20 protein-coding genes are annotated in these 20943 nt (G+C 71.6%); 10 read left to right on the top strand and 10 right to left on the bottom strand.

The annotated features are described in order from the left end of the window. The first annotated feature begins 307 nt into the window (after positions 1 to 307). Positions 308 to 2428 (top strand): methyl-accepting chemotaxis protein, encoded by a 2121-nt coding sequence (locus tag J2S22_RS06195; protein ID WP_272778352.1) that lies wholly within the window; start codon positions 308 to 310, stop codon positions 2426 to 2428. Positions 2429 to 2479: 51 nt separating this feature from the next. Here the strand turns inward: J2S22_RS06195 and J2S22_RS06190 are convergent, their stop codons facing one another. Further along, complete coding sequence (locus tag J2S22_RS06190) at positions 2480 to 3427, bottom strand: hydrogen peroxide-inducible genes activator (RefSeq protein ID WP_272778353.1); 948 nt, start codon at positions 3425 to 3427, stop codon at positions 2480 to 2482. 154 nt (positions 3428 to 3581) lie between these two features. Between J2S22_RS06190 and katG the strand changes: the two genes are divergently transcribed. Beyond that, a complete protein-coding gene (gene katG, locus J2S22_RS06185) occupies positions 3582 to 5792 on the top strand; it encodes a catalase/peroxidase HPI (RefSeq protein ID WP_272778354.1) in 2211 nt (736 codons plus the stop codon). A 228-nt stretch (positions 5793 to 6020) separates the two neighbouring features. Here the strand turns inward: katG and J2S22_RS06180 are convergent, their stop codons facing one another. Next, a complete protein-coding gene (locus J2S22_RS06180; protein ID WP_272778355.1) occupies positions 6021 to 6551 on the bottom strand; it encodes an REP-associated tyrosine transposase in 531 nt (176 codons plus the stop codon). Between the two features lie 74 nt (positions 6552 to 6625). Continuing rightward, positions 6626 to 7534: a hypothetical protein gene (locus J2S22_RS06175; protein WP_272778356.1), complete on the bottom strand. Its 909-nt coding sequence runs from the start codon at positions 7532 to 7534 to the stop codon at positions 6626 to 6628. A gap of 188 nt (positions 7535 to 7722) precedes the next feature. Between J2S22_RS06175 and J2S22_RS06170 the strand changes: the two genes are divergently transcribed. After that, entirely contained in the window at positions 7723 to 8490 is a 768-nt protein-coding gene (locus J2S22_RS06170) for a carbonic anhydrase (protein ID WP_272778357.1), read from the top strand. 128 nt (positions 8491 to 8618) lie between these two features. Here the strand turns inward: J2S22_RS06170 and J2S22_RS06165 are convergent, their stop codons facing one another. Continuing rightward, positions 8619 to 9566, bottom strand: coding sequence for a LysR family transcriptional regulator (locus J2S22_RS06165; protein ID WP_272778358.1), 948 nt, complete (start codon positions 9564 to 9566; stop codon positions 8619 to 8621). Positions 9567 to 9637: 71 nt separating this feature from the next. Here J2S22_RS06165 and J2S22_RS06160 point away from each other — a divergent pair, with 71 nt between their 5' ends. The 4 genes from J2S22_RS06160 to J2S22_RS06145 are packed head-to-tail and all read left to right on the top strand — an operon-like array spanning position 9638 to position 12834. Continuing rightward, on the top strand, positions 9638 to 10273 hold the full coding sequence (locus J2S22_RS06160) for an HAD family hydrolase (protein ID WP_272778359.1): 636 nt from the start codon (positions 9638 to 9640) through the stop codon (positions 10271 to 10273). Further along, positions 10270 to 11274, top strand: a complete 1005-nt coding sequence (locus J2S22_RS06155) for a tripartite tricarboxylate transporter substrate-binding protein (protein ID WP_272778360.1) — start codon at positions 10270 to 10272, stop codon at positions 11272 to 11274. Before J2S22_RS06160 ends, J2S22_RS06155 begins: the two co-directional genes overlap by 4 nt. An 8-nt stretch (positions 11275 to 11282) precedes the next feature. Next, on the top strand, positions 11283 to 12431 hold the full coding sequence (locus J2S22_RS06150) for a DSD1 family PLP-dependent enzyme (RefSeq protein ID WP_272778361.1): 1149 nt from the start codon (positions 11283 to 11285) through the stop codon (positions 12429 to 12431). Then, complete coding sequence (locus tag J2S22_RS06145) at positions 12421 to 12834, top strand: RidA family protein (RefSeq protein ID WP_272778362.1); 414 nt, start codon at positions 12421 to 12423, stop codon at positions 12832 to 12834. Before J2S22_RS06150 ends, J2S22_RS06145 begins: the two co-directional genes overlap by 11 nt. Positions 12835 to 12843: 9 nt before the next feature. Here J2S22_RS06145 and J2S22_RS06140 read toward each other — a convergent pair whose 3' ends face one another. From J2S22_RS06140 to fabA, 4 genes are all read right to left on the bottom strand, one after another. Next, positions 12844 to 13845, bottom strand: a complete 1002-nt coding sequence (locus J2S22_RS06140; RefSeq protein WP_272778363.1) for a transporter — start codon at positions 13843 to 13845, stop codon at positions 12844 to 12846. An 8-nt stretch (positions 13846 to 13853) separates the two neighbouring features. Beyond that, positions 13854 to 14690: an enoyl-ACP reductase FabI gene (fabI, locus tag J2S22_RS06135; protein WP_272778375.1), complete on the bottom strand. Its 837-nt coding sequence runs from the start codon at positions 14688 to 14690 to the stop codon at positions 13854 to 13856. 304 nt (positions 14691 to 14994) lie between these two features. Further along, positions 14995 to 16212: a beta-ketoacyl-ACP synthase I gene (gene fabB / locus J2S22_RS06130; RefSeq protein ID WP_272778364.1), complete on the bottom strand. Its 1218-nt coding sequence runs from the start codon at positions 16210 to 16212 to the stop codon at positions 14995 to 14997. Positions 16213 to 16263: 51 nt separating this feature from the next. After that, positions 16264 to 16791: a 3-hydroxyacyl-[acyl-carrier-protein] dehydratase FabA gene (gene fabA, locus J2S22_RS06125; protein ID WP_272778365.1), complete on the bottom strand. Its 528-nt coding sequence runs from the start codon at positions 16789 to 16791 to the stop codon at positions 16264 to 16266. A gap of 232 nt (positions 16792 to 17023) precedes the next feature. Between fabA and irr the strand changes: the two genes are divergently transcribed. Next, positions 17024 to 17530, top strand: a complete 507-nt coding sequence (gene irr / locus J2S22_RS06120; RefSeq protein ID WP_272778366.1) for a Fur family transcriptional regulator Irr — start codon at positions 17024 to 17026, stop codon at positions 17528 to 17530. A 221-nt stretch (positions 17531 to 17751) separates the two neighbouring features. Here the strand turns inward: irr and J2S22_RS06115 are convergent, their stop codons facing one another. Next, positions 17752 to 18243, bottom strand: coding sequence for an SH3 domain-containing protein (locus tag J2S22_RS06115; RefSeq protein ID WP_272778367.1), 492 nt, complete (start codon positions 18241 to 18243; stop codon positions 17752 to 17754). A 307-nt stretch (positions 18244 to 18550) separates the two neighbouring features. On the opposite strand from J2S22_RS06115, the gene J2S22_RS06110 reads away from it, so the two are divergent. Together J2S22_RS06110 and J2S22_RS06105 are read left to right on the top strand one after the other, a co-directional pair. Beyond that, a complete protein-coding gene (locus J2S22_RS06110; protein ID WP_272778368.1) occupies positions 18551 to 19552 on the top strand; it encodes a 2-hydroxyacid dehydrogenase in 1002 nt (333 codons plus the stop codon). Positions 19553 to 19620: 68 nt separating this feature from the next. Beyond that, on the top strand, positions 19621 to 20073 hold the full coding sequence (locus J2S22_RS06105) for a hypothetical protein (protein ID WP_272778369.1): 453 nt from the start codon (positions 19621 to 19623) through the stop codon (positions 20071 to 20073). Positions 20074 to 20398: 325 nt separating this feature from the next. On the opposite strand, the gene J2S22_RS06100 is transcribed toward J2S22_RS06105, so the two are convergent. Beyond that, a complete protein-coding gene (locus J2S22_RS06100; protein WP_272778370.1) occupies positions 20399 to 20662 on the bottom strand; it encodes a hypothetical protein in 264 nt (87 codons plus the stop codon). Positions 20663 to 20943: the final 281 nt, after the last annotated feature.

Here is a 20943-nt window from a genome sequence, read left to right as displayed (position 1 = left end):
TCCGTGCCGCGATCCGGCAGGAGCGGAAACGATTTAGCAAAAATCGTCAGCATGTGCGACTCGTAGAATATTGTTTCAAATGCGCGCCTTTAACGCGAGATTAAATCGTGCGCACTCAGAATGCGGTCGAGCTTTCTTTGAGCCGCAACGTCAGATGCCTGGCGCGGTCCCGCGCCTGTCTGCGACCGCGCCAGTACTCGTCGTCCTCGCATCGGCCGCCTCGAGCGGCGGGCGAGCGTCGCTCGATCGAAACTGCGTGCGCGCCCCCGACTCCCGCGGCGCGAAGGCATCCGCGATGGCTTTCTCCATGACTCTCGTCAAGATCAGGCCACCCCGCCGCATCGGCACCAAGCTCGCGCTCTCCGCCGCCATCGGCGTGCTGCTGGTCCTCGGCATGATCGTCAACACCGGCCTCAACGGCCGGTCGACGCTGCAGATGACCGGTGCCGTCGACGAGCGGCAGAAGGCCGCCCAGGAGGCCGGCCGCATCGGCCTGCATTTCGAGCGCATGCAGACCTACACGCGCGACGCGCGCCTCGCCCGCGACGAGGCGGCGGTCGACACCGCCCTGCACGCCCTGGAGAAGAGTTCGGGCGACGGCTTCGCGCTGCTCGACCAGCTCGGCGAGCGGACCAAGGACGCGGCCGGCAGCGAGACGCTCGACAAGGTCAAGGAGCTCTATGCCGACTATCTCACCGGGGCGGCCGAGCTGGTGGAGAACCAGCGCGCCCTGGTCGGGCTGTGGTCGGAGCGCCGCCGGCTCGGCGTCGCCTGGGACGAGGCGGTGCTCCGCACCCTCGACCTCGTCGCCGAGCAGGTCTCCGACACCCGCGCCTTCGAGGCCCGCCTGCGCACCGCCGCGGCCGGCGTCGACCGGCTGCGCATCGCCTCCTTCGACTTCGACGCGCTGCGCGATCCGGGGCAGAGCGAGGTGGTGGCGGCACGCGCCGCCGAGGCCGCCGACCTGCTCGACCGGACCCGCCGGGCGAGCCGGGAGGCGGTGCTGACCGAGGCGCTCGGGCCGCTCGGCGAGACGCTCGCGGCGCTGCGCGAGACCACGGCCCAGGCCGTCGAGACGATCGGCCAGCAGGACGCGCTGCTGCGCGACCGGCTCGAGCCGATCGTCGCGCAGATCGACCAGCTGCTCTCGGGCGTCATCGACGGCGCCAATGCCGCCGCGGCGCGCGACATGGAGGCGACCTCGCAGCGGATCGCCGAGGGCACCATCATCAACACCGCGGCCGGCGGCTTCGTCGTCCTCGTGCTGATCGGCTCGGCCCTGTTCGGGGCGCTCGCCATCGGCCGGCCGATCCGCCGGGTCGGCGCCACCCTGCAGGCGCTCGCCGACGGCGACCGCGCGGTGACGATCCCCTACGTGACGCGGCGCGACGAGGTCGGCGACAACGCCCGCGCCGCGCAGGCCTTCAAGGACAATCTGGAACGGCTCGCGGCGATGGAGACCGAGCAGCGCGCCGCCGACGAGCGCGCCGCCCGGGAGCGACAGAGCGCCGTGCACCGCATCGCCGACGAGTTCGAGGCGGCGGTGGGCGCCATCGTCGACACCGTGTCGGCCGCCGCCACCGAGCTCGAGGCCGCCTCGGGCAGCCTCACCCGCACCGCCGAGACCACGCAGCATCTCTCCGTCACGGTGGCGACCGCCTCCGAGACCGCCTCGACCAACGTCCAGAGCGTCGCCACCGCCACCGCCGAGATGACCTCGTCGGTGAACGAGATCAGCCGCCAGGTGCAGGAGTCGACCCGCATCGCCGGCGCCGCGGTGAGCCAGGCCGAGAAGACCGACCAGCGCATCGCCGCGCTGTCCGAGGCGGCGAGCCGCATCGGCGACGTGGTCGAGCTGATCACGGCGATCGCCGGGCAGACCAATCTGCTGGCCCTCAACGCCACCATCGAGGCGGCCCGGGCCGGCGAGGCCGGCAAGGGCTTCGCCGTGGTCGCCCAGGAGGTGAAGGCGCTCGCCGCCCAGACCGGCAAGGCGACCGGCGAGATCGGCGCCCAGATCGCCGCCATGCAGTCGGCGACCCGCGACTCGGTCGCCGCCATCAAGGAGATCGGCGGCACCATCGCGCACATCTCCGAGATCGCCGCGGCGATCGCGGCCGCCGTCGAGCAGCAGGGGGCGGCGACCGCCGAGGTCGCCCGCAACATCCAGCAGGCCTCGGAAGGCACGGCGGAGGTCGCCCGTACCATCGGCGAGGTGAGCCGCGGCGCCGGCGCCACCGAGGCGGCCTCCGAGCAGGTGCGCAACTCGGCGACCGTGCTGGCCTCCGAGGGCGGCAAGCTCAAGGACGAGGTGAACCGCTTCCTGATGAACGTCCGCACCGGCCCCCTCGACCGCGGCGAAGGCGACGACCCGGGCCGGGACGGATCGGAGCGGCGGGCCGGTCGCGCCGCGGCGCAGGCGGCGTGACGCGGCTGCTCGGGCCGGACGGCGGATCGTCGCGCCGGGACGGCGGGACCTTCACGCCGGGACCGCGGTGCCGGCCCGGCACGCCGCGGTCGGCAGCGCCCCGACCTCGGACACGCCGAGCGCCTCGGTGATGCGGCGCGCCAGCACGGAATAGTCGGACTTGCGCGGCGAGGTGCGGCGGAAGGCGAGCGCGATGGTGCGGCCCGGCTCCGGCGCCGCGAAGCGCAGCAGCTTGATCCGGGTGTTGTCGCGCTCGACCGCGGCGGCGACTTGCGGCAGCAGCGTCGCGCCGTAACCCGAGGCGACGAGCTGGACCACGGTGGCGAGGCTGGTCGCGCCGAGCCCGCCGGTCTCGCCGTTGCGGCCGCTGGAGCAGACGGCGAGCGCCTGCTCGCGCAGGCAGTGGCCCTCCTCGAGCAGGATCAGCCGCTCCTGCGCGATCGCGGCGACCGCGATCGGCTCCGCCGGAGGCCGCGGGTCGTCGGCCGGCACGGCGAGCACGAACGGGTCCTCGAACAGGGCGAGCGTCTCGATCTCGGGCTGCTCGATCGGCAGCGCCAGCATCACCACGTCGATCAGGCCGCGGGCGAGCTCCTCGACGAGGTGCCGGGTCTGGCTCTCGCGCAGCTCCACCATCAGTCCGGCGTGATGCCGCTGCAGCAGCGGCAGCACCTTGGGCAGCACATAGGGGGCGAGCGTCGGGATCACCCCGAGCCGCAGCGTTCCGGCGAGCGGGCCGGCGTGGTGGCGGGCGAAGTCCTCGAGGTCGCGGGCGCCGGCCAGGAGCTCCTCGGCGCGGCGGGCGATCTCGACCCCGACCGGGGTCAGCGCCACGTCGCCCGGCCGGCGCTCGACCAGCTCCACCCCGAGCCGCGCCTCGAGGTCGCGGATCTGCATCGACAGGGCCGGCTGGCTGACCGCGCAGTCGGCCGCTGCGCGGCCGAAATGCCGGTGGCGCGCGACGGCGCCGAAATAACGCAACTGCTTCAACGTCACCATGACGATAAGATAAACTGATCGAGATGGAAAAACAATACGATTAGACCTGATCGAAAGAAGCCGGCAAGGTGCCGCCACCTCGAACCGCGGCGCGCTCGAGACGCAGGCCAGAACGGTGCGAGCGACAGGCCCACGACCCCCGGGAGCAAGACACATGGACGCGAAGACGGACGACAAGGGCGCGGGCAAGTGCCCGTTCACGGGTGGCAGCCGCGGACACCGGAACCGTGACTGGTGGCCGGAGGCGCTCGACATCGGCGTGCTGCACAACAACTCCAGGAAGTCCGACCCGATGGGCGAGGCGTTCGACTACGCCGCGGAGTTCAAGGCGCTCGACCTGGCGGCCGTGAAGCAGGACCTGCACGCCCTGATGACCGACTCGCAGGAGTGGTGGCCGGCCGACTGGGGCCACTACGGCGGCCTGATGATCCGCATGGCGTGGCACTCGGCCGGCACCTATCGCATCACCGACGGCCGCGGCGGCGCCGGCGCCGGCCAGCAGCGCTTCGCGCCGCTGAACTCGTGGCCGGACAATGCCAGCCTCGACAAGGCGCGCCGCCTGCTGTGGCCGATCAAGCAGAAGTACGGCCGCAAGATCTCCTGGGCGGACCTGATGGTGCTGGCCGGCAACGTCGCGCTCGAGTCGATGGGCTTCAAGACGTTCGGCTTCGCCGGCGGCCGCAAGGACGTGTGGGAGCCGGAGGAGCTCTACTGGGGTCCGGAAGGGTCGTGGCTCGGCGACTCGCGCTACTCGGGCGAGCGCCAGCTGGAGGAGCCGCTCGCGGCCGTGCAGATGGGCCTCATCTACGTCAACCCGGAGGGCCCGAACGGCAAGCCGGATCCGATCGCGGCCGCCAAGGACATCCGCGAGACCTTCTTCCGCATGGCGATGAACGACGAGGAGACGGTCGCGCTGATCGCCGGCGGCCACACGCTCGGCAAGACCCACGGCGCCGGCGATCCCTCGCTGCTCGGCCCGGATCCGGAAGGCGCCGCGATCGAGGACCAGGGGCTCGGCTGGAAGAGCAAGTTCGGCACCGGCGTCGGCGCCGACGCCATCACGGGCGGCCCCGAGGTGGTCTGGTCGCAGACGCCGACCAAGTGGAGCAACTACTTCTTCGAGAACCTGTTCGGCTACGAGTGGGAGCTCGAGAAGAGCCCGGCCGGCGCCTGGCAGTGGCGGGCCAAGAACGCCGAGCCCTGCATCCCGGATCCGTTCGATCCGAACAAGAAGCGCGTGCCGACCATGCTGACGACGGATCTGTCGCTGCGCTTCGATCCGATCTACGAGACGATCTCGCGGCGGTTCCTGGAGAACCCGGACCAGTTCGCCGACGCCTTCGCCCGCGCCTGGTTCAAGCTCACCCATCGCGACATGGGCCCGCGCGTGCGCTATCTCGGTCCCGAGGTGCCGAGCGAGGTGCTGATCTGGCAGGACCCGGTCCCGCCTGTCGATCACGAGCTGGTCGGCCATCACGACATCGCGGATCTGAAAACGAAGATCCTCGCCTCCGGCCTCTCGGTGTCGCAGCTCGTCTCGGCCGCCTGGGCGTCGGCCTCGACGTTCCGCGGCTCCGACAAGCGGGGCGGCGCCAACGGCGCGCGCATCCGCCTCGCCCCCCAGAAGGACTGGGAGGTCAACCACCCGGACGAGCTCGCCAAGGTGCTGTCGACGCTCGAAGGCATCCAGACGGCGTTCAACGGCGGTCGGACCGACGGCAAGAAGGTGTCGCTCGCCGACCTGATCGTGCTGGCCGGCTGCGCCGCCGTGGAGAAGGCCGCCGCGGACGCCGGCGTCGCCGTGACGGTGCCGTTCACGCCGGGCCGCACGGACGCGTCGCAGGAGCAGACCGACGTCGAGTCGTTCAAGGTTCTGGAGCCGCGCGCCGACGGCTTCCGCAACTACACGGGCAAGCGCACGCAGTTCATGGCTCCCGAGGAGGCGCTGGTCGATCGGGCCCAGCTCCTGACCCTCACCGGGCCGGAGATGACCGTGCTGATCGGCGGCCTGCGGGTGCTCGGCGCCAACCACGGGCATTCGACCCACGGCGTGTTCACCGACCGGCCGGAGCGGCTCACCACCGACTTCTTCGTCAACCTGCTCGACATGCGCAACCGCTGGGAGCAGTCGGCGACCGAAGGCGTCTACGAGGGCCGCGATCGCAAGACCGGCGAGCTCCGCTGGACGGCGACGCGCGTCGACCTGATCTTCGGGGCGCACTCGCAGCTGCGCGCCTTCGCCGAGGTCTATGCCTGCGCCGACGCGCAGGAGAAGTTCGTGAAGGACTTCGTCGCCGCCTGGACCAAGGTGATGAACGCCGACCGCTTCGACATCGTCGGCGCCGGCACCCACAAGGCGGCCTGATCGCCGCCCGACACGATCGCGCCGGCGGGATCCGATCGGCTCCCGCCGGGGCACGAGGCACCCCCGCGATCACCCCCGAACCCCCGCGTCCCGCACGTCCGCCGCGGGACGAAGACGGAAACGGCCGGAGCTCTCGCGCTCCGGCCGTTTTCGTTCGCAGCGTGCGTGGGGTTCGCAGTGTGTGTAGGGTGGGCAAAGGCGCGCCGAAGGCGCGGCGTGCCCACGCGTTCATTCGCCGAACTCGCCCGTCGCATCGGCGATGTCCCCGCCCCAGTCCGTCGGCAGAAGGCCCTTCGCACAATATCGGTGGAAGCTGCTGTAGGGCCAGTCGCGGACCCTGCCGACATGGCCGTGCTTGACCGGGTTGAAGTGGATGTAATCGACGTGCCGGGCGAGATCATCTCCGTCCCGGATCGCATGCTCCCAGTAACGCCGCTGCCAAAGTCCCTTCTCGCGCCTGGCCACCTTGCTCGTCGATCGGGTCGCGGCGGCCGGGAGCCCGCGTGAAAAGCCCGTTTTGATCAGCATCCAGCGCGAGGCGAAGTCGGCGTCAGTCTCCGGAAGCGACCAGATCGCATGGAGATGATCCGGGAGAACACAGATCGCCACCGTCTCGAACGGACGCCGTTCGCGCACGGACGAATAGATGCGGCGCAAGCGATCGATATGGAGGATCCGCAGATCACTCCGGCGATCTGCGAGCGCGACCGTGAAGAAGAATGTTCCGCCAGCAAGTTTGGCGCGGCGATACCATGACACGACGTCACCGTATCCAATCATCAGGAGGAGAATAGTAGCACGCGTGGGCACGCCGCTGCGCGGCTTTGCCCACCCTACGGCTTTGCCTCCTCCGCGCCCTCCGTCTCCTCCACCAGCGCGTCGTAATGCGCCATCTGCCACGAGGCCCAGTGCTCGAACTCGTCGAGGAGGTCGGGGGCGAGGGCGGCGAGGCGGCCGGCGGGCGCCGTCGAGAACCAGCCCTGGCGGCGCGCCTCGGCGAGCAGGCTCGCGACATGCGCCGGCGACACGCCGAAGCGCTCGGCCAGCGCCCGGCTGCCGAGCGGAACCGGGCGGGCCGCGTCGGGAAGCGCCGCGGCGTAATGGGCGCCGATCACGGCGCAGAGCAGGGGATAGCCGCAGTCGCGCGCGGCGAAGCGCAGCACCCGCGGGAACGGATGGATGAGCGTGCCGTGCGCCTGCACGAAGGCGGCCGAGCCCTGCAGCACGGCGCCCAGCCGGTCGGCGTCGGCGAGCCCGTCGGCGCGTCCAGGGCGGCGGCCGAGAACCGCGTCCACGGCGCCGACGAACAGGCGTGCCGAGCGGCCGATCTCAGCGACCAGGGCGGGGGCGGGCGTCAGCAGCTTGGCCCGCCGGTCGGCCGGATCCGGGGCGACCGCGACGAAGCCGCGGGCCGACAGCATCGCGACGAACTCGGCGACCTGGCGGGCCGAGGCGCCGGCGACCGCCTGCAGGGCCGCGAGCGTCGGCGCCGCGCCGCCGGCGCGCGTCCAGGCGTGCCAGTTGTGGATCAGCATGTAGCAGACGAGATAGCGCCGGTACTGATCGAACAGCTTCTGCGCCGGCCAGGCGATCGGCGCGGCATCGGTCATGCCGCGGCAGTAGCCCGCCAGCGCCGGGCGGAAGCCCGGGTGGCCGCGCAGCCGTGCGGCGGCCGCGACGAGATCGCCGGGCGGCGCCGCGGCCGTGGTCGGGATCGCCGCCGCCGGCGCGGTGGATCGCACGGGGCGTTGCGACCGACTCCTGAACCGCGTCCCCGGCATCTGCGCCCCGAATCTCCGGCAAAGTTTGGACTGGGAATTTATAGCCCATCAACACGAAGATCGGAGCCTGGGTCGGGGAGATCTTCGCCCCGGCGGCGCCCGTCCCACCCGGAACGCGGCGCCGCGCCTTTGCCCGAGAGGACGATTCGATGTGTGACCACCCCCGCTGCGCCCATCTCGACCATCCCGCCGGAGCCCGGCACCCGCTCTCGCGCCGCGCGCTGCTCGGGGCCGGTGCCGCGACGGCGCTCGCCGCCGGCCTCGCGGGCGGCTTCGCCGCGGGCGGCGTCGCGCCGGCCTTCGCCCAGGACGCGGCAGCGCGCCCGAACGCCATCGGTCCGGACGAGGCGCTGAAGCGGCTCGTCGACGGCAATGCCCGCTATGCCGGCGGCACGATGCAGAACCGCGACTTCTCGGCCGGCCGCGTGGCGCGCGCCAGTGCCCAGTATCCGATCGCCGGCCTGGTGAGCTGCGCGGATTCGCGCGTCGCGCCGGAATACGCGTTCGACCAGGGGCCGGGCGAGCTGTTCGTCGTGCGGCTCGCCGGCAACTTCGTCGACGACCACGGGCTCGCCAGCCTCGAATACGGCGTCGCGGTGCTCGGGATGCCGCTGATCATGGTGCTCGGCCATTCCAACTGCGGCGCCGTCGCCGCCACCCTGAAGGCCGTCAAGGAGAAGACCGAGCTGCCCGGGCACCTGCCGCTGCTGATCGAGGCGATCAAGCCGGCGATCGAGACGGCCGAGAAGACCAAGGCCGCGAACCCGCTCGACGCGGCGATCGCCGAGAACGTCCGCTACAATGTCCGCCGCCTCGTCGAGGCGAAGCCGATCGTCGCCAAGGCGGTGGCGGACGGCAAGGTCAAGATCGTCGGCGGCGTCTACGACATCGCCACCGGCAAGGTCGCCATGGTCTGAGCGTCTCGTCCACGCGTTTCGACGCTGCCCCCCGGTCCCGTCGCGTCGCGCGGGACCCGGCGGCCGGGGCGACCGCCCCGGTCGCCGACCGGCGGGCGCCGGCTCCGCCGCGGTCTCGGCGCCCGGCCTCACCGCCACGGCGGGCGGGGCCGAAAGCCGGCTTCGAGGAACGCGACGAACTGGGTGACGCGGGCCGATATGCCGCGGCGGGCCGGGACCAGGGCCAGCACGTCGGCGGCGCCGAACTCCCAGGCGGTCAGCACCCGCTGCAGGGCGCCGCGCCGCACCAGCGGCGCCACGTCCCATTGCGAGCGCAGCACGTAGCCGAGCCCGGCCAGCGCCCAGTTGCGCACCACCTCGCCATCGTTGCTGGTCAGCACCGGCGACACCCGGATCGCGTCCTGCCGCGACGGCGCCGCGGCGCGGTCCTCGGCGGCGCGCCCCTCCCCGCTGCGACCCGCCTTGCGGAAGCGCCACAGCGTCACGTCCTCGTCGTTCTCGCGCACGCACAGGCAGGCGTGGTGCAGCAGGTCGCGCGGCTGCGCCGGGGCGCCGTGCCGGCGCACGTGCTCGGGGCTGGCACAGACCCAGCGGCTGTTGCGCGCCAGGAGATGCGCGATCCACGACGAATCCTTCACCTCGCCGATATGGATCACCACGTCGGCGTCCTCGGTCTCGCGCCACGGCCGCTCGGAGAGGTCGAGCGTCACCCGCACGGCGGGATGCTGCGCGGCGAAGCGGGCGATCAGCGGCGCCACGTGGATGCGGCCGAAGCCGAACGGCGCCACCACCCGCAGCCGGCCCGAGAGGCGTCGTCCGGCCGCGACCAGCTCCTCGGGCAGCGCCTCGATGCGGCCGAGCACCGCCTGCGCCTCGGCGACCAGATGCTCGCCCTCGCTGGTGAAGCGCATGCTGCGCGAGGAACGCACCACCAGGCCGACGCCGAGCGCCTGCTCCAGGCGCTTGAGCCGCATCGACAGTGCCGGCGGGGTGACGTTGAGCGAGCGCGCCGCCGCGCTGAGCGATCCGGTGCGGCTGAGCGCCTCGACGAAGCGCAGATCCTCGAGCGTGATCATTCAATCCAGCTGAACTGATTGTTGCATCTGATTTAAACACAGGTGAGGGTCGATGCGCTACGATCTCGCCCATGACCTCCGCTCTGCCCAAGGCCGTCCTGTTCGATCTGCTCACCGCGCTCCTCGATTCGTGGACGGTGTGGAACGCCGCCGCCGGATCCGAGGCCGCCGGCCGCGCCTGGCGCGCCGACTATCTGCGCCGCACCTATGGCTGCGGCGCCTATGTCGCCTACGAGACGCTGGTGCAGGAGGCCGCCGCGGCGGTCGGGCTGCCGCCGTCCGCGCCGGAGGCCCTGGAGGCGCGCTGGCTGGAGCTGCCGGTGTGGAGCGGCGCCCAGGCGGCGCTCGACGCGCTCGCCGGCCGCACCCGGCTCGCCGTGGTGACCAACTGCTCGGTGCGGCTCGGCCGGCTGGCCGCGGGCCGCCTGACGATCGACTGGGACTGCGTCGTCACGGCCGAGGAGGCCGGCTTCTACAAGCCCGATCCGCGGCCCTACCGCCTGGCGCTGGACCGGCTCGGCGTCGCGCCGCACGAGGCCGCCTTCGTGGCCGGCTCCGGCTACGACCTGTTCGGCACCGCGGCCGTGGGGCTGCGCACCTACTGGCACAACCGCGTCGGGCTCGCCCGGCCGGACGGCGCGCCGCGGGCCGATCTCGAGCAGCCGACGCTGGATCGGCTCATCCCCTGGCTGGAGACCCTCGCATGATCACGATCGGCCGCCGTGTCGTCTCACTCGCCGTGGCGCTTGCGCTCGCCGCGACCGCCGGGCCCTCCGGGATCGCCCTGGCGCAGGACGCCCCGTTCCCGACCCGGCCGATCACGCTCATCGTGCCGTTCCCGGCGGGCGGGCCGAGCGACGCGCTCGCCCGCGCCGTCGCCCACGGCATGGCCGAGACGCTCGGCGGCACCGTGGTGGTGGAGAACATCGGCGGGGCCGGCGGCACCATCGGGCTCGGCAAGGTCGCGGCGGCGCCGGCGGACGGCTACACGCTCGGCTTCGGCACCATCGGCACGCATGTCGCCAATGTGGCGCTCTACAAGACGCTGCCCTACGATCCGCTGACCAGCTTCGTGCCGATCGGCCTCGCCGGCACGGCGCCCATGCTGGTGGTGGTGCGGCCGGGCCTCGGCGTGTCGGACCTGCGCGGGCTGAAGGCGTACATCGCGGCGAGCGGCGGAAAGACGACCTATGGCAGCGCCGGCGTCGGCTCCATCGCGCATTTCGCCTGCGTGATCATGCTCGCCGCGATGAAGCAGCCGGCCGCGCACGTGCCGTATCGCGGCATCGCGCCGGCCATGAACGATCTGGTCGGCGGCCACATCGACTTCATGTGCGACCAGCCGACCACGGCGCTCGCCCAGGTGACGGCCGGCAAGGTCAAGGCCGTGGCGGTGCTGAGCGACGACACGGTGCCGCAGCTCCCCGGTCTCGAAACCGTCGCCAAGGCCGGCTATCCGCAGGTGAGCTTCCGCTCGTGGAGCGCGCTGTTCGCCCCCAAGGGCACGCCGCCCCGGATCGTCGAGCGCCTGAACGCGGCGCTGCGCGCCACCGTCGCGGAGCCCGCGCTGCAGGCGAAGATGCAGGCGGTCGGCGTCGACCTGCCGCGCGGCGACGACCTCGCGCCGGCGGCCGTGTCGACGCTGATCGCCGACGGGATCGCGCGCGACGTGCCGGCCCTGAAGGCGCTCGGCGCCGCACTGGATTGAGAGGACCCGTGACCCTCGCCGCCATCGACACGCCCGCCGCCGTCATCGACCACGCGGTGATGATGCGCAACATCGCCACCATGCAGGCCCGCGTGACGGCGCTGGGCGCGACCCTGCGGCCGCATGTGAAGACCTCCAAATGCATCGCGGTCGGCCGCCTGCAGCGCGACGCCGGCGCGCGCGGCATCACGGTGTCGACCCTGAAGGAGGCGGAGGAGTTCTTCGCCGCCGGCTTCGACGACATCCTCTACGCGGTCGGCATCGCGCCGCAGAAGCTCGACCGGGTGCTGGCGCTGCGGCGCGCCGGCTGCCGGCTCGTGATCCTGGTCGACTCGCTCGCCGCGGCGCGCGCCGTGGTCGACAAGGGGCAGGGGGAGCGCCACGGCTTCGAGGTGATGATCGAGATCGACACCGACGGCCACCGCTCCGGCGTGAAGCCGGACGACGACCTTCTGATCGCCATCGGCGAGACGCTGCGGGACGGCGGCGCGACCCTCGTTGGCGTGCTGACCCATGCGGGCAGCTCCTATGCCCTGAGCGCGCCCGAGGCGCTCGCCCGCATGGCCGAGCAGGAGCGCGCCGGCTGCGTGCGCGCCGCGACGCGGCTGCGCGCCGCCGGGCTGCCGTGCCCGGTGGTCAGCGTCGGCTCGACGCCGACGGCGCTGTCGGCCGAGACGCTCGACGGCGTCACCGAGGTGCGGGCCGGCGTCTACGTGTTCTTCGATCTGGTGATGGCGAATGTCGGCGTGTGCCGGCTCCAGGACATCGCGCTGTCGGTGCTCGCCACCGTGATCGGCCACCAGGCCGAGAAGGGCTGGGCCATCACTGACGCCGGCTGGATGGCGATGAGCCGCGACCGCGGCACCCATGGCCAGACCGTCGACTACGGCTACGGCGCGGTCTGCGACGAGGCCGGCACGGTGCTGGACGGCTACGTGGTCGGCGGGGCCAACCAGGAGCACGGCATCGTGGCGCGGCGCGACGGTGTCGCGGATCCAGACGTCGCCGCGCGCTTTCCGGTCGGCACGCGGCTGCGTATCCTGCCAAACCACGCCTGCGCGACCGCGACGCAGTTCGACCTCTATCACGTCGTCGATCGCGACGGCGCAACGAGAAACGACACAAAGCAGATTTGGAGACGCTTTCATGGCTGGTGAGACGACGCGCGACGCGACGACGGGCGACATCGTGGCGGTGGCGCCGCCCGGCATGGCGAAGCCCGGCGGCCACTATTCGCACGCCGTCACGGCCGGCGGCTTCGTGTTCGTGGCCGGGCAGCTGCCGATCGCGCCGGACGGCACCAAGCTCGCCGACGCGCCGTTCGAGGCGCAGGCCCGGCAGGTGCTCGCCAATGTCGCGGCCGCGCTGGCCGGCGCCGGCAGCGGCATCGACCGGCTGGTGCAGGTGCGCGTCTACGTCACCGACATCGCCAACTGGCCGGCCTTCGACGCGCTGTACGCCGCCTGGGCCGGCGCGTCACGTCCGGCCCGCGCCGTCGTCCCGGTGCCGCAGCTCCATTACGGCTTCCTGGTCGAGGTCGAGGCGACCGCGCTGGCGTGACGCCGCCGCTCATCCGCGCGTGAGGCCGCGCCAGCGCAGCAGCATGTAGACGATCAGCGAGGAGAGCGCCGACACCAGCACGCCGGCCCAGAAGCCGGCCTCGCCCTCCGCGAAGGCGATTCCCTTCAGGTTCATGCCGAAGAAGCCAGCCACCAGGGTCGGCGGCAGGAACAGGATGGTGACGATCGACAGGGCGCGCAGGTTGCGGTTGGTCTCCTCGGCGAGCTGGCTCGACAGCTCGTCCTGCAGCATGCGGGCGCGGTCGCGCAGGGCGTCGATCTCCTGGTCGAGGCCGTCGAGCCGCTGGGAGAGGCGGACGGCGTCGATGCGCAGCCCCGGCGCCAGCTCCTCCGGCTCGATCTCCTCGAAGCGGCGGAACAGCGCCCGCAGGCCGGCGAGCTGGCGGTGCAGCCGCACGGTGGTGCGGCGGAACACGCCGAGCTTGCGCCGCTCGTCGGTCGTCTCCAGGTCGAGGATGCGCTCCTCGATGCGGTCCATCTCCAGCGCCAGCGTGTCGGCGAGGCGGTCGATGGCGTCGACGACATGGTCGACGACCTGCTCGATCAGGGTGGCCGGCGAATCGATGCGGCGGCCGGCGCGCAGCGCCTGGCGCACCTCGTCGACGGCGTTGAGGGCGCGGCGGCGCGCGCTCACCAGGCAGCGCTCCCGCATGGCGAAGTGGAGGAGCCGCACCTCGTCGGTGACGCCCTCGAGCTCGCGGCCCAGATCGGCGAACACGCCGTAGACGCAGTCGTCCTCGGCCTGGAGCTGCTGGTGGGTGTCGGGGCCCGTGAGGGCGTCGACGGCGTCCGGCGGCAGATCGGCGAAGCTGCGCAGGAACGCGCAGCCGCGGGTGTCGACGAGGCTGAAATGCAGCCACAGCCAGCCGTCCGTCACCGGCGCGACCGGCCGCTCGACGTCGAGCTCCTCGGCGGTGCCGTCGGGCCGGATCCGGAAGGCCCAGACGAGCCCGGGCAGCGGGTCGGACCCGAAGTCCGGGCGCGCCTCCATGGACGTCCTTACTGCGCGGCGTCCTTGGCGGCGCGCTCCTCGGCGGCGCTCTCGGCGTCGTCGACCGTCTTGAGCGCGGCCGGATGCGGCATCGAGATGATGTTGTAGCCGGAGTCGACGAAATGGATGTCGCCGGTGACGCCGGTGGAGAGGTCCGACAGCAGGTAGAGGGCGGCGCCGCCGACCTCCTCGATGCTGACGGTCCGGCGCAGCGGCGCGTGGCGCTGCTGGTAGTTGAACATCAGCCGGGCGTCGGCGATGCCGGCGCCGGCGAGCGTCCGCACCGGGCCCGCCGAGATCGCGTTGACGCGGACGCCCTGCGGCCCGAAGTCGGCGGCGAGATAGCGCACCGAGGCCTCGAGCGCCGCCTTGGCGACGCCCATCACGTTGTAGTTCGGCATCACCCGGGTGGAGCCGCCATAGGTCAGCGTCACCATGGCGCCGCCATGGGTCATCAGGGCGGCGGCCCGCTTCGCCAGCTCGGTGAAGGAGAAGCAGGAGATCAGCATGGTGCGCGAGAAGTTCTCGCGGGTCGTGTCGGCGTAGCGGCCCTTGAGCTCGTTCTTGTCCGAGAACGCGATGGCGTGCACCAGGAAGTCGATGCCGCCCCAGGCCTCGGCGAGCTTGTCGAACACGGCGTCCACCGAGGCGAGATCCTCGACGTCGCACGGCAGGACGAGATCGGAGCCGACCGTCTCGGCGAGCGGCTTCACCCGCTTGCCGAGCGCCTCGCCCTGATACGTGAAGGCGAGCTGGGCGCCGTGGGCGGCCAGCGCCTTGGCGATGCCCCAGGCGATCGAGTGGTTGTTGGCGACCCCCATCACCAGGCCGCGCCGGCCCAGCATCAGGCCGCTCTTGGTGCCGCCCTGCTCGGCCGTCATGACGAACGGCCTGCGCGGCGGGAACCGAACCACGGCGTGTCCCGCCGTCTTGCTGTCGCTGGACATCTCTCCGCCGCCTCCCCCGCACGGCTCGCCCGCTCGCCCGTCCGGCGGTCGCGTCCAATGACGGTACGTTCGGTCCTGCTCCCCGGATCTCTATGTCGGACGTGCAACAGCGTCGTGACGGCGGCGGTGCCGACGGGACGTCCCTGTGGATTCATCTCTGTCGACACGACGTGACCTTTCCAACGGCGCGGCCCAGGCCGGCTCAGGCGTCCACGTGCTTGAACACGATCGATGCGTTGGTGCCGCCGAACCCGAACGAGTTGGACAGCACGCAGCCGAGCGTGACCCCGTCCCGGCGCTCGCGCACGATCGGCATGTCGGCGAACACCGGGTCGAGCGTCTGGATGTTGGCGCTCTCGCAGATGAAGCCGTTGCTCATCATCAGCAGCGAGTAGATGCCCTCCTGCACGCCGGCCGCGCCGAGCGAGTGCCCGGTCAGCGACTTGGTGGCGGAGATCGGCGGCACCTTGTCGCCGAACACCTCGCGGATCGCCTCGATCTCCTTGACGTCGCCGACCGGGGTCGAGGTCGCGTGCGGGTTGATGTAGTCGACCGGCGCCTTGACGGTCGACAGCGCCATGCGCATGCAGCGCGCCGCGCCCTCGCCCGACGGGGCGACCATGTCGTAGCCGTCCGACGTCGCGCCGTAGCCGGCGACCTCGGCGTAGATCCGGGCGCCGCGCGCCCTGGCGTGCTCGAGCTCCTCCAGCACCAGCACCCCGGCGCCGCCGGCGATGACGAAGCCGTCACGGTCGACGTCGTAGGCGCGCGAGGCCGTGGCCGGCGTGTCGTTGTACTTGGACGACATCGCCCCCATGGCGTCGAACAGCACCGACAGGGTCCAGTCGAGTTCCTCGCAGCCGCCGGCGAAGATCACGTCCTGCTTGCCCAGCTGGATGATCTCGGCGGCGTTGCCGATGCAGTGGTTGGAGGTCGCGCAGGCCGAGGCGATCGAGTAGTTGACGCCCTTGATCTTGAACCAGGTGGCGAGCGTCGCCGAGGCGGTCGACGACATCGCCTTCGGCACCGCGAACGGCCCGACCCGCTTCGGCCCCTTCGACCGGGCGATGTCGGCGGACTCGACCACGGTGCGGGTCGACGGGCCGCCCGAGCCCATGATGATGCCGGTGCGCTCGTTGGAGACCTCGGTCTCCTCCAGCCCGGAATCGCGGATCGCCTGCTCCATGGCGACGTGGTTCCAGGCGGCGCCGCCGCCCAGGAAGCGCAGCGCCCGGCGGTCGACCGCCTCCTCGGGCACCAGGGTCGGCGCCCCGTGCACCTGGCAGCGGAAGCCGAGCTCGGCATACTTGTCGGCGCGCGAGATGCCGGACTTGGCCTCGCGCAGGCTCGCCAACACCTCCTGGGTGTTGTTCCCGATGGACGAAACGATGCCCATCCCGGTGACGACGACGCGTCTCATGATTCCGATTCCTGACTTGCCGGCGGGCCAACGCCCGTCCGCGGTGCCGGGCTATGCCGGATCCGGCTGCGGCGCCTGATCCCGGAACAAGCCCACCTTGAGATCCATTGCGCGATAGATGACCGACCCGTCGGCCGACAGCCAGCCGTCGGCGACGCCCAGGACCAGCCGGGAGCGGACGACGCGCTTGATGTCGATGCCGTAAACGACCTTGCGAACGGTCGGCAGAACCTGACCCGAGAACTTGAGCTCGCCCAGGCCGAGGGCGCGACCCTTGCCCTCCGCCCCGAGCCAGCCGAGGAAGAAGCCGAGCAGCTGCCACAGGGCATCGAGCCCCAGGCAGCCGGGCATCACGGGATCGCCCTTGAAATGGCAGGGAAAGAACCACAGGTCCGGCTTGACCTCGAGCTCGGCCCGCACCAGCCCCTTGCCGTGCTCGCCGCCCTTCTCCTCGATCTCGGCGATGCGGTCGAACATCAGCATGGGCGGAAGCGGCAGCTGCGGTCCCTCGGAGAACATTTCGCCCCGGCCACAAGCAAGAAGGTCTTCGTACTCGAAGCTCGACCGACGATTGTGCATTCCGTGAGATCCCCGCGACCGCCCGCCCACCGGAGCCGGTTCGCCCTTCCCTAACACACGTCAACGGGCGGTCAAACCGCCCGCCGCAAGGCTCCGTCGCGGAAATCCACGGGGACGTTCGGCGGCGCGGAATTGCGATGCATTTGCAAGAAGGTTGCAAGAGCAGGGGGTTGTCGATATGATGGTCTGAACATTCGGTCTCATGCCGGCCATGCACGCGAGTTCGGTGACAATGCAGAGGAATTCCCCGGCGCTCAGCTCCGGTTCGGGTACCAGCAAGTCGGTGGACGCGGGCGCCTTCTTCGCCCAGCGGCCCGAGCTGAACGGGTGCCCCTGGCACGACGTGAAGAGCATGCTGCGGGGGGTCGGCCTGCGGCCGACGCTGCAGCGGATGGCGCTGGGCTGGATCCTGTTCGGCAAGGGCCACCGGCACCTGACGGCCGAGATGCTCTACGAGGAGGCGTCGCGGGCCCGCGTCCCGGTGTCGCTCGCCACCGTCTACAATACCCTGCACCAGTTCACCGACGTGGGCCTGCTGCGGCAGGTCGCGGTCGACGGCTCGAAGACGTATTTCGACACCAACGTCTCGGAGCACCACCACTTCTTTCTCGAGGACAAGAACGCCCTCGTCGACATCCCGACGGTCGAGACGGAGATCGGCACCCTGCCGGACCTGCCGGACGGCTACGAGGTCGGCCGGGTCGACGTGGTCGTGCGCCTCAAGGCCAAGGGCAAGTAGGACCGGGCCGCGGCCTCTCCGAACGGGTTTCGAACGGCCGGGTGACCCCCGGCCGTTTTTCGTTCGGCGTCTTGTCGTTTGAACCCGGAATCCATGGCCCCTATGTGGTGGCTCACGAGAGACCGGGCGTACGGGGCCCGGGCTCGGCGCTGCCGTGCCGCCCCGGGACGACCGAGGCATGCGCACGCTCTCCCACCGCGAGAGGGCCGCAGCGTTCCGCCCTAGTCGACCTTCTCGTTCGGGTAGACGCCCCACAGCCGCTCCTGGGCGATCCAGCCGTCGAACTTGTCGCCGACGAAGCGGCACCAGGTGCCGTCGCAGCGCTTGACGGTCCCGAGCACGCCGGGCTCGAGCTGGGCCGTGACGGGGGCCCGGGGGTCGGCATCCTCGCGCACCGGCACGAGGTCGTCGCTGCCCTTGGCCCGGGCCACGAAGGCGGTGCGCTTGCCCGACAGCAGCGAGTGGTAGACCCAGCCCTCGGCGCCCTCCCAGTCGCGGACGCGGCGCCAGTTCTCGTATTCGGCCGTGATCTCCACGGGCAGGCCCGAGCGGGTGTAGACCCAGGTGACGTCGTGGTCCTTGGTCGGCCCGGCCCGCACGTTGACGCGGTCCGGCTTGAGGCTGACGAATCGCGGCACCGGCAGGCCGCTCACCGATCCGGTGGGCAGGGCGCCGGTGGGCAGCTCGGTCGCCCCGCCGGGGGCGCGGCCCATCGCCGCGACCGCCAGGGCTGCGGCGAGAACGACGATCGCGCGAGGCCGCCGGCGGTCCGGACGAACGTCGTCGACAGCGCGCGTCCGCGCCCCGCGGCGCGAGCCGAAGGGAGCCCGAAAGAGGGAGGGGCGAAGCCGTTCCTGGCGCATTGTGTTATCCCGGCCATCTGGTACAGAAGAGCCGGTACGGTCCTTCTCGACGTGCCTCCGAGTGCGGAAATCCAATGTCCGCGATGAGGGTTAAAGAGGACTGAAAGGCCGCGGGCCCGCTCGTTGCGAGCGCCCTGGACGCGGTGGGGCAAACGACATGCCGAATCGGAAGAAACCGGTCGTGGTGGTGACGCGCAAGCTGCCCGACAGCGTCGAGACCCGCATGCGGGAGCTGTTCGACACGCGTCTGAACATCGACGACACGCCGATGACGCCGGCGGCCCTGGCGGAGGCCATGCAGGACGCCGACGTGCTGGTCCCGACCGTCACGGACCGCATCGACGCCCACGCCCTCGGCCATGCCGGCGAGCGGCTCAAGCTGATCGCCAATTTCGGCAACGGCGTCGACAACATCGACGTCGGCGCGGCGCTGCAGCGCGGCATCACGGTGACCAACACGCCAGGCGTCCTCACCGAGGACACCGCCGACATGGCGATGGCGCTGATTCTCGCCGTGCCGCGGCGGCTCACCGAGGGCGCCGCCCTGATGATCGGCGACAAGGCCTGGACCGGCTGGACGCCGACCTGGATGCTCGGCCACCGGATCTCCGGCAAGCGCCTCGGCATCATCGGCATGGGGCGGATCGGCCAGGCGGTGGCCCGGCGCGCCCGCGCCTTCGGGGTGCAGATCCACTACCACAACCGCCGCCGGGTGCCGCCCAAGATCGAGGAGTCCCTGGAGGCGACCTGGTGGGAGAGCCTCGACCAGATGCTCGCCCGGATGGACATCATCTCGGTCAACTGCCCGCACACGCCGGCGACCTACCACCTGCTGTCGGCGCGCCGCCTCAAGCTGATGCAGAAGGGCGCCTATGTGGTGAACACGGCGCGCGGCGAGATCATCGACGAGAACGCGCTCGCCCGCATGATCGAGTCGGGCGAGATCGCCGGCGCCGGCCTCGACGTGTTCGAGCACGAGCCGGCCGTGAACCCGAAGCTGATGCGGCTCGCCCGCACCGGCAAGGTGGTGCTGCTGCCGCATCTCGGCTCGGCGACCGTCGAGGGCCGGGTCGACATGGGCACCAAGGTGATCATCAACATCCAGACCTTCATGGACGGCCACCGCCCGCCCGACCGGGTGCTGCCCTCCATGCTGTGACGGCCGGCCGGGCTCGGCCGGCGATCGCGCCGTCCGCCGGCGGGTGGCGGCGCCTCGTGTGCAACGCCATGTCCTCCACCCTGCTGTCGCCGCGACGGCGGCCGTCGATCGTCCCGTTGCGCGCCGCCCCGCGGCTCGCGGTCGCGTTGCTCGCCGGTCTGTCGCTCGCCGGTCTGCTCGCCGGGTGCGGCGAGCCGGCCGGACCGGCCGGGCCGCCGGAGCCGATGACCGGCGCGGAGTTCCGGCGCGAGCTGGTCGGCCTGCCGCTGTGCGGCAAGCCGCGCACCGGCCCGCTCGCCGGCAAGCCGATCTGCACCGTCCATCACACCGACGGCACGGCCGTGCTGGCCGGCTCCGGCATCGTCGCGCAGGGCCGCTGGGAGCTCGACGGCGACCGGGTGTGCCGGCGCGACGCCGTCGACACGCCGGATCTGCGCCGCTGCGTCCGCTACGAGCGGCTCGCCGGCCGTCGCTATCGCAACAGCGACGACGTCGAGTTCTGCATCGGCCCCTGTCCGTGAGGTCAGGGCGCCCGTGAGGTCACGGCCGCGAGGCGCCGATACGCGCGGCTCACGGCGGGCCGGGAGCGGGGCCGCGAGGCGCCGGTCTCCGCGCCCGCGCTGCGCCGCGGCTTCAGCCCGGCCGCGATCGCTCGCGTGAGAAGTTCCGGCGCATGGCGTCGGCGGCGTTCTGCACCGCGCCTCCCATGATGATCACGAGGAAGGTCGCGAGATGGGACAGCTTCATGGCGTCACTCCGGGGGTCGACGCGCGGCACGGCGCGACCTGACGGTCGTTCGTCCGCACCGGCGTCGGAGTGTCGTCGTCGAGCGCGAGGCGGAGCGCGTCAGCGCGCCGCGCCGAAGATCAGCTTGACGAACTCGAGGATGGCGAGCGCGGCGAGGCCGCCGCCGACGATCGACAGCGGCACCACGGCGGCGCGCGTCGTCTCGGTGCCCGCACCGAAGACCGTCGAGAACACCAGCGTGATGAAGATGACGCCGAGCATGCCCCAGATCAGCACGCTCATCCGCTCGGTGTAGCTGCTTCGGTCACTGCGCCGCGAAGCGACGTCGAGAGCGGCAGTCCGGTATCGCGTCATGTTCGTCATCGTGGTCTCGTCGGCTGTCGGGGGACGGCGATGCGCAGCGACCGCAGGCACCGACGGCGGATGCCGTTTCCTCCGCCGTCCGCCGCGGCCGGCGTCTCGTCGTCTCGACGATCGTCGCCGCGGCCTTCTCACGCTCCGCATTGTCTGAACGACGAGTGTACCGATCCGTTCCGCGAGTCGTCACGGGGATTCGATGCTCGTGCGTTTCCGGACGTGACAAATCGCTTCGCGCCGGTTCTGTCACGACATGCTGACAGCCTCGTCCGTCAATCGATCGCGCT

The sequence above is a fragment of the Rhodoplanes tepidamans genome (genome assembly GCF_030813915.1).
Classification (GTDB): domain Bacteria; phylum Pseudomonadota; class Alphaproteobacteria; order Rhizobiales; family Xanthobacteraceae; genus Rhodoplanes; species Rhodoplanes tepidamans.
This window is presented reverse-complemented; position numbering and strand designations above follow the sequence as displayed.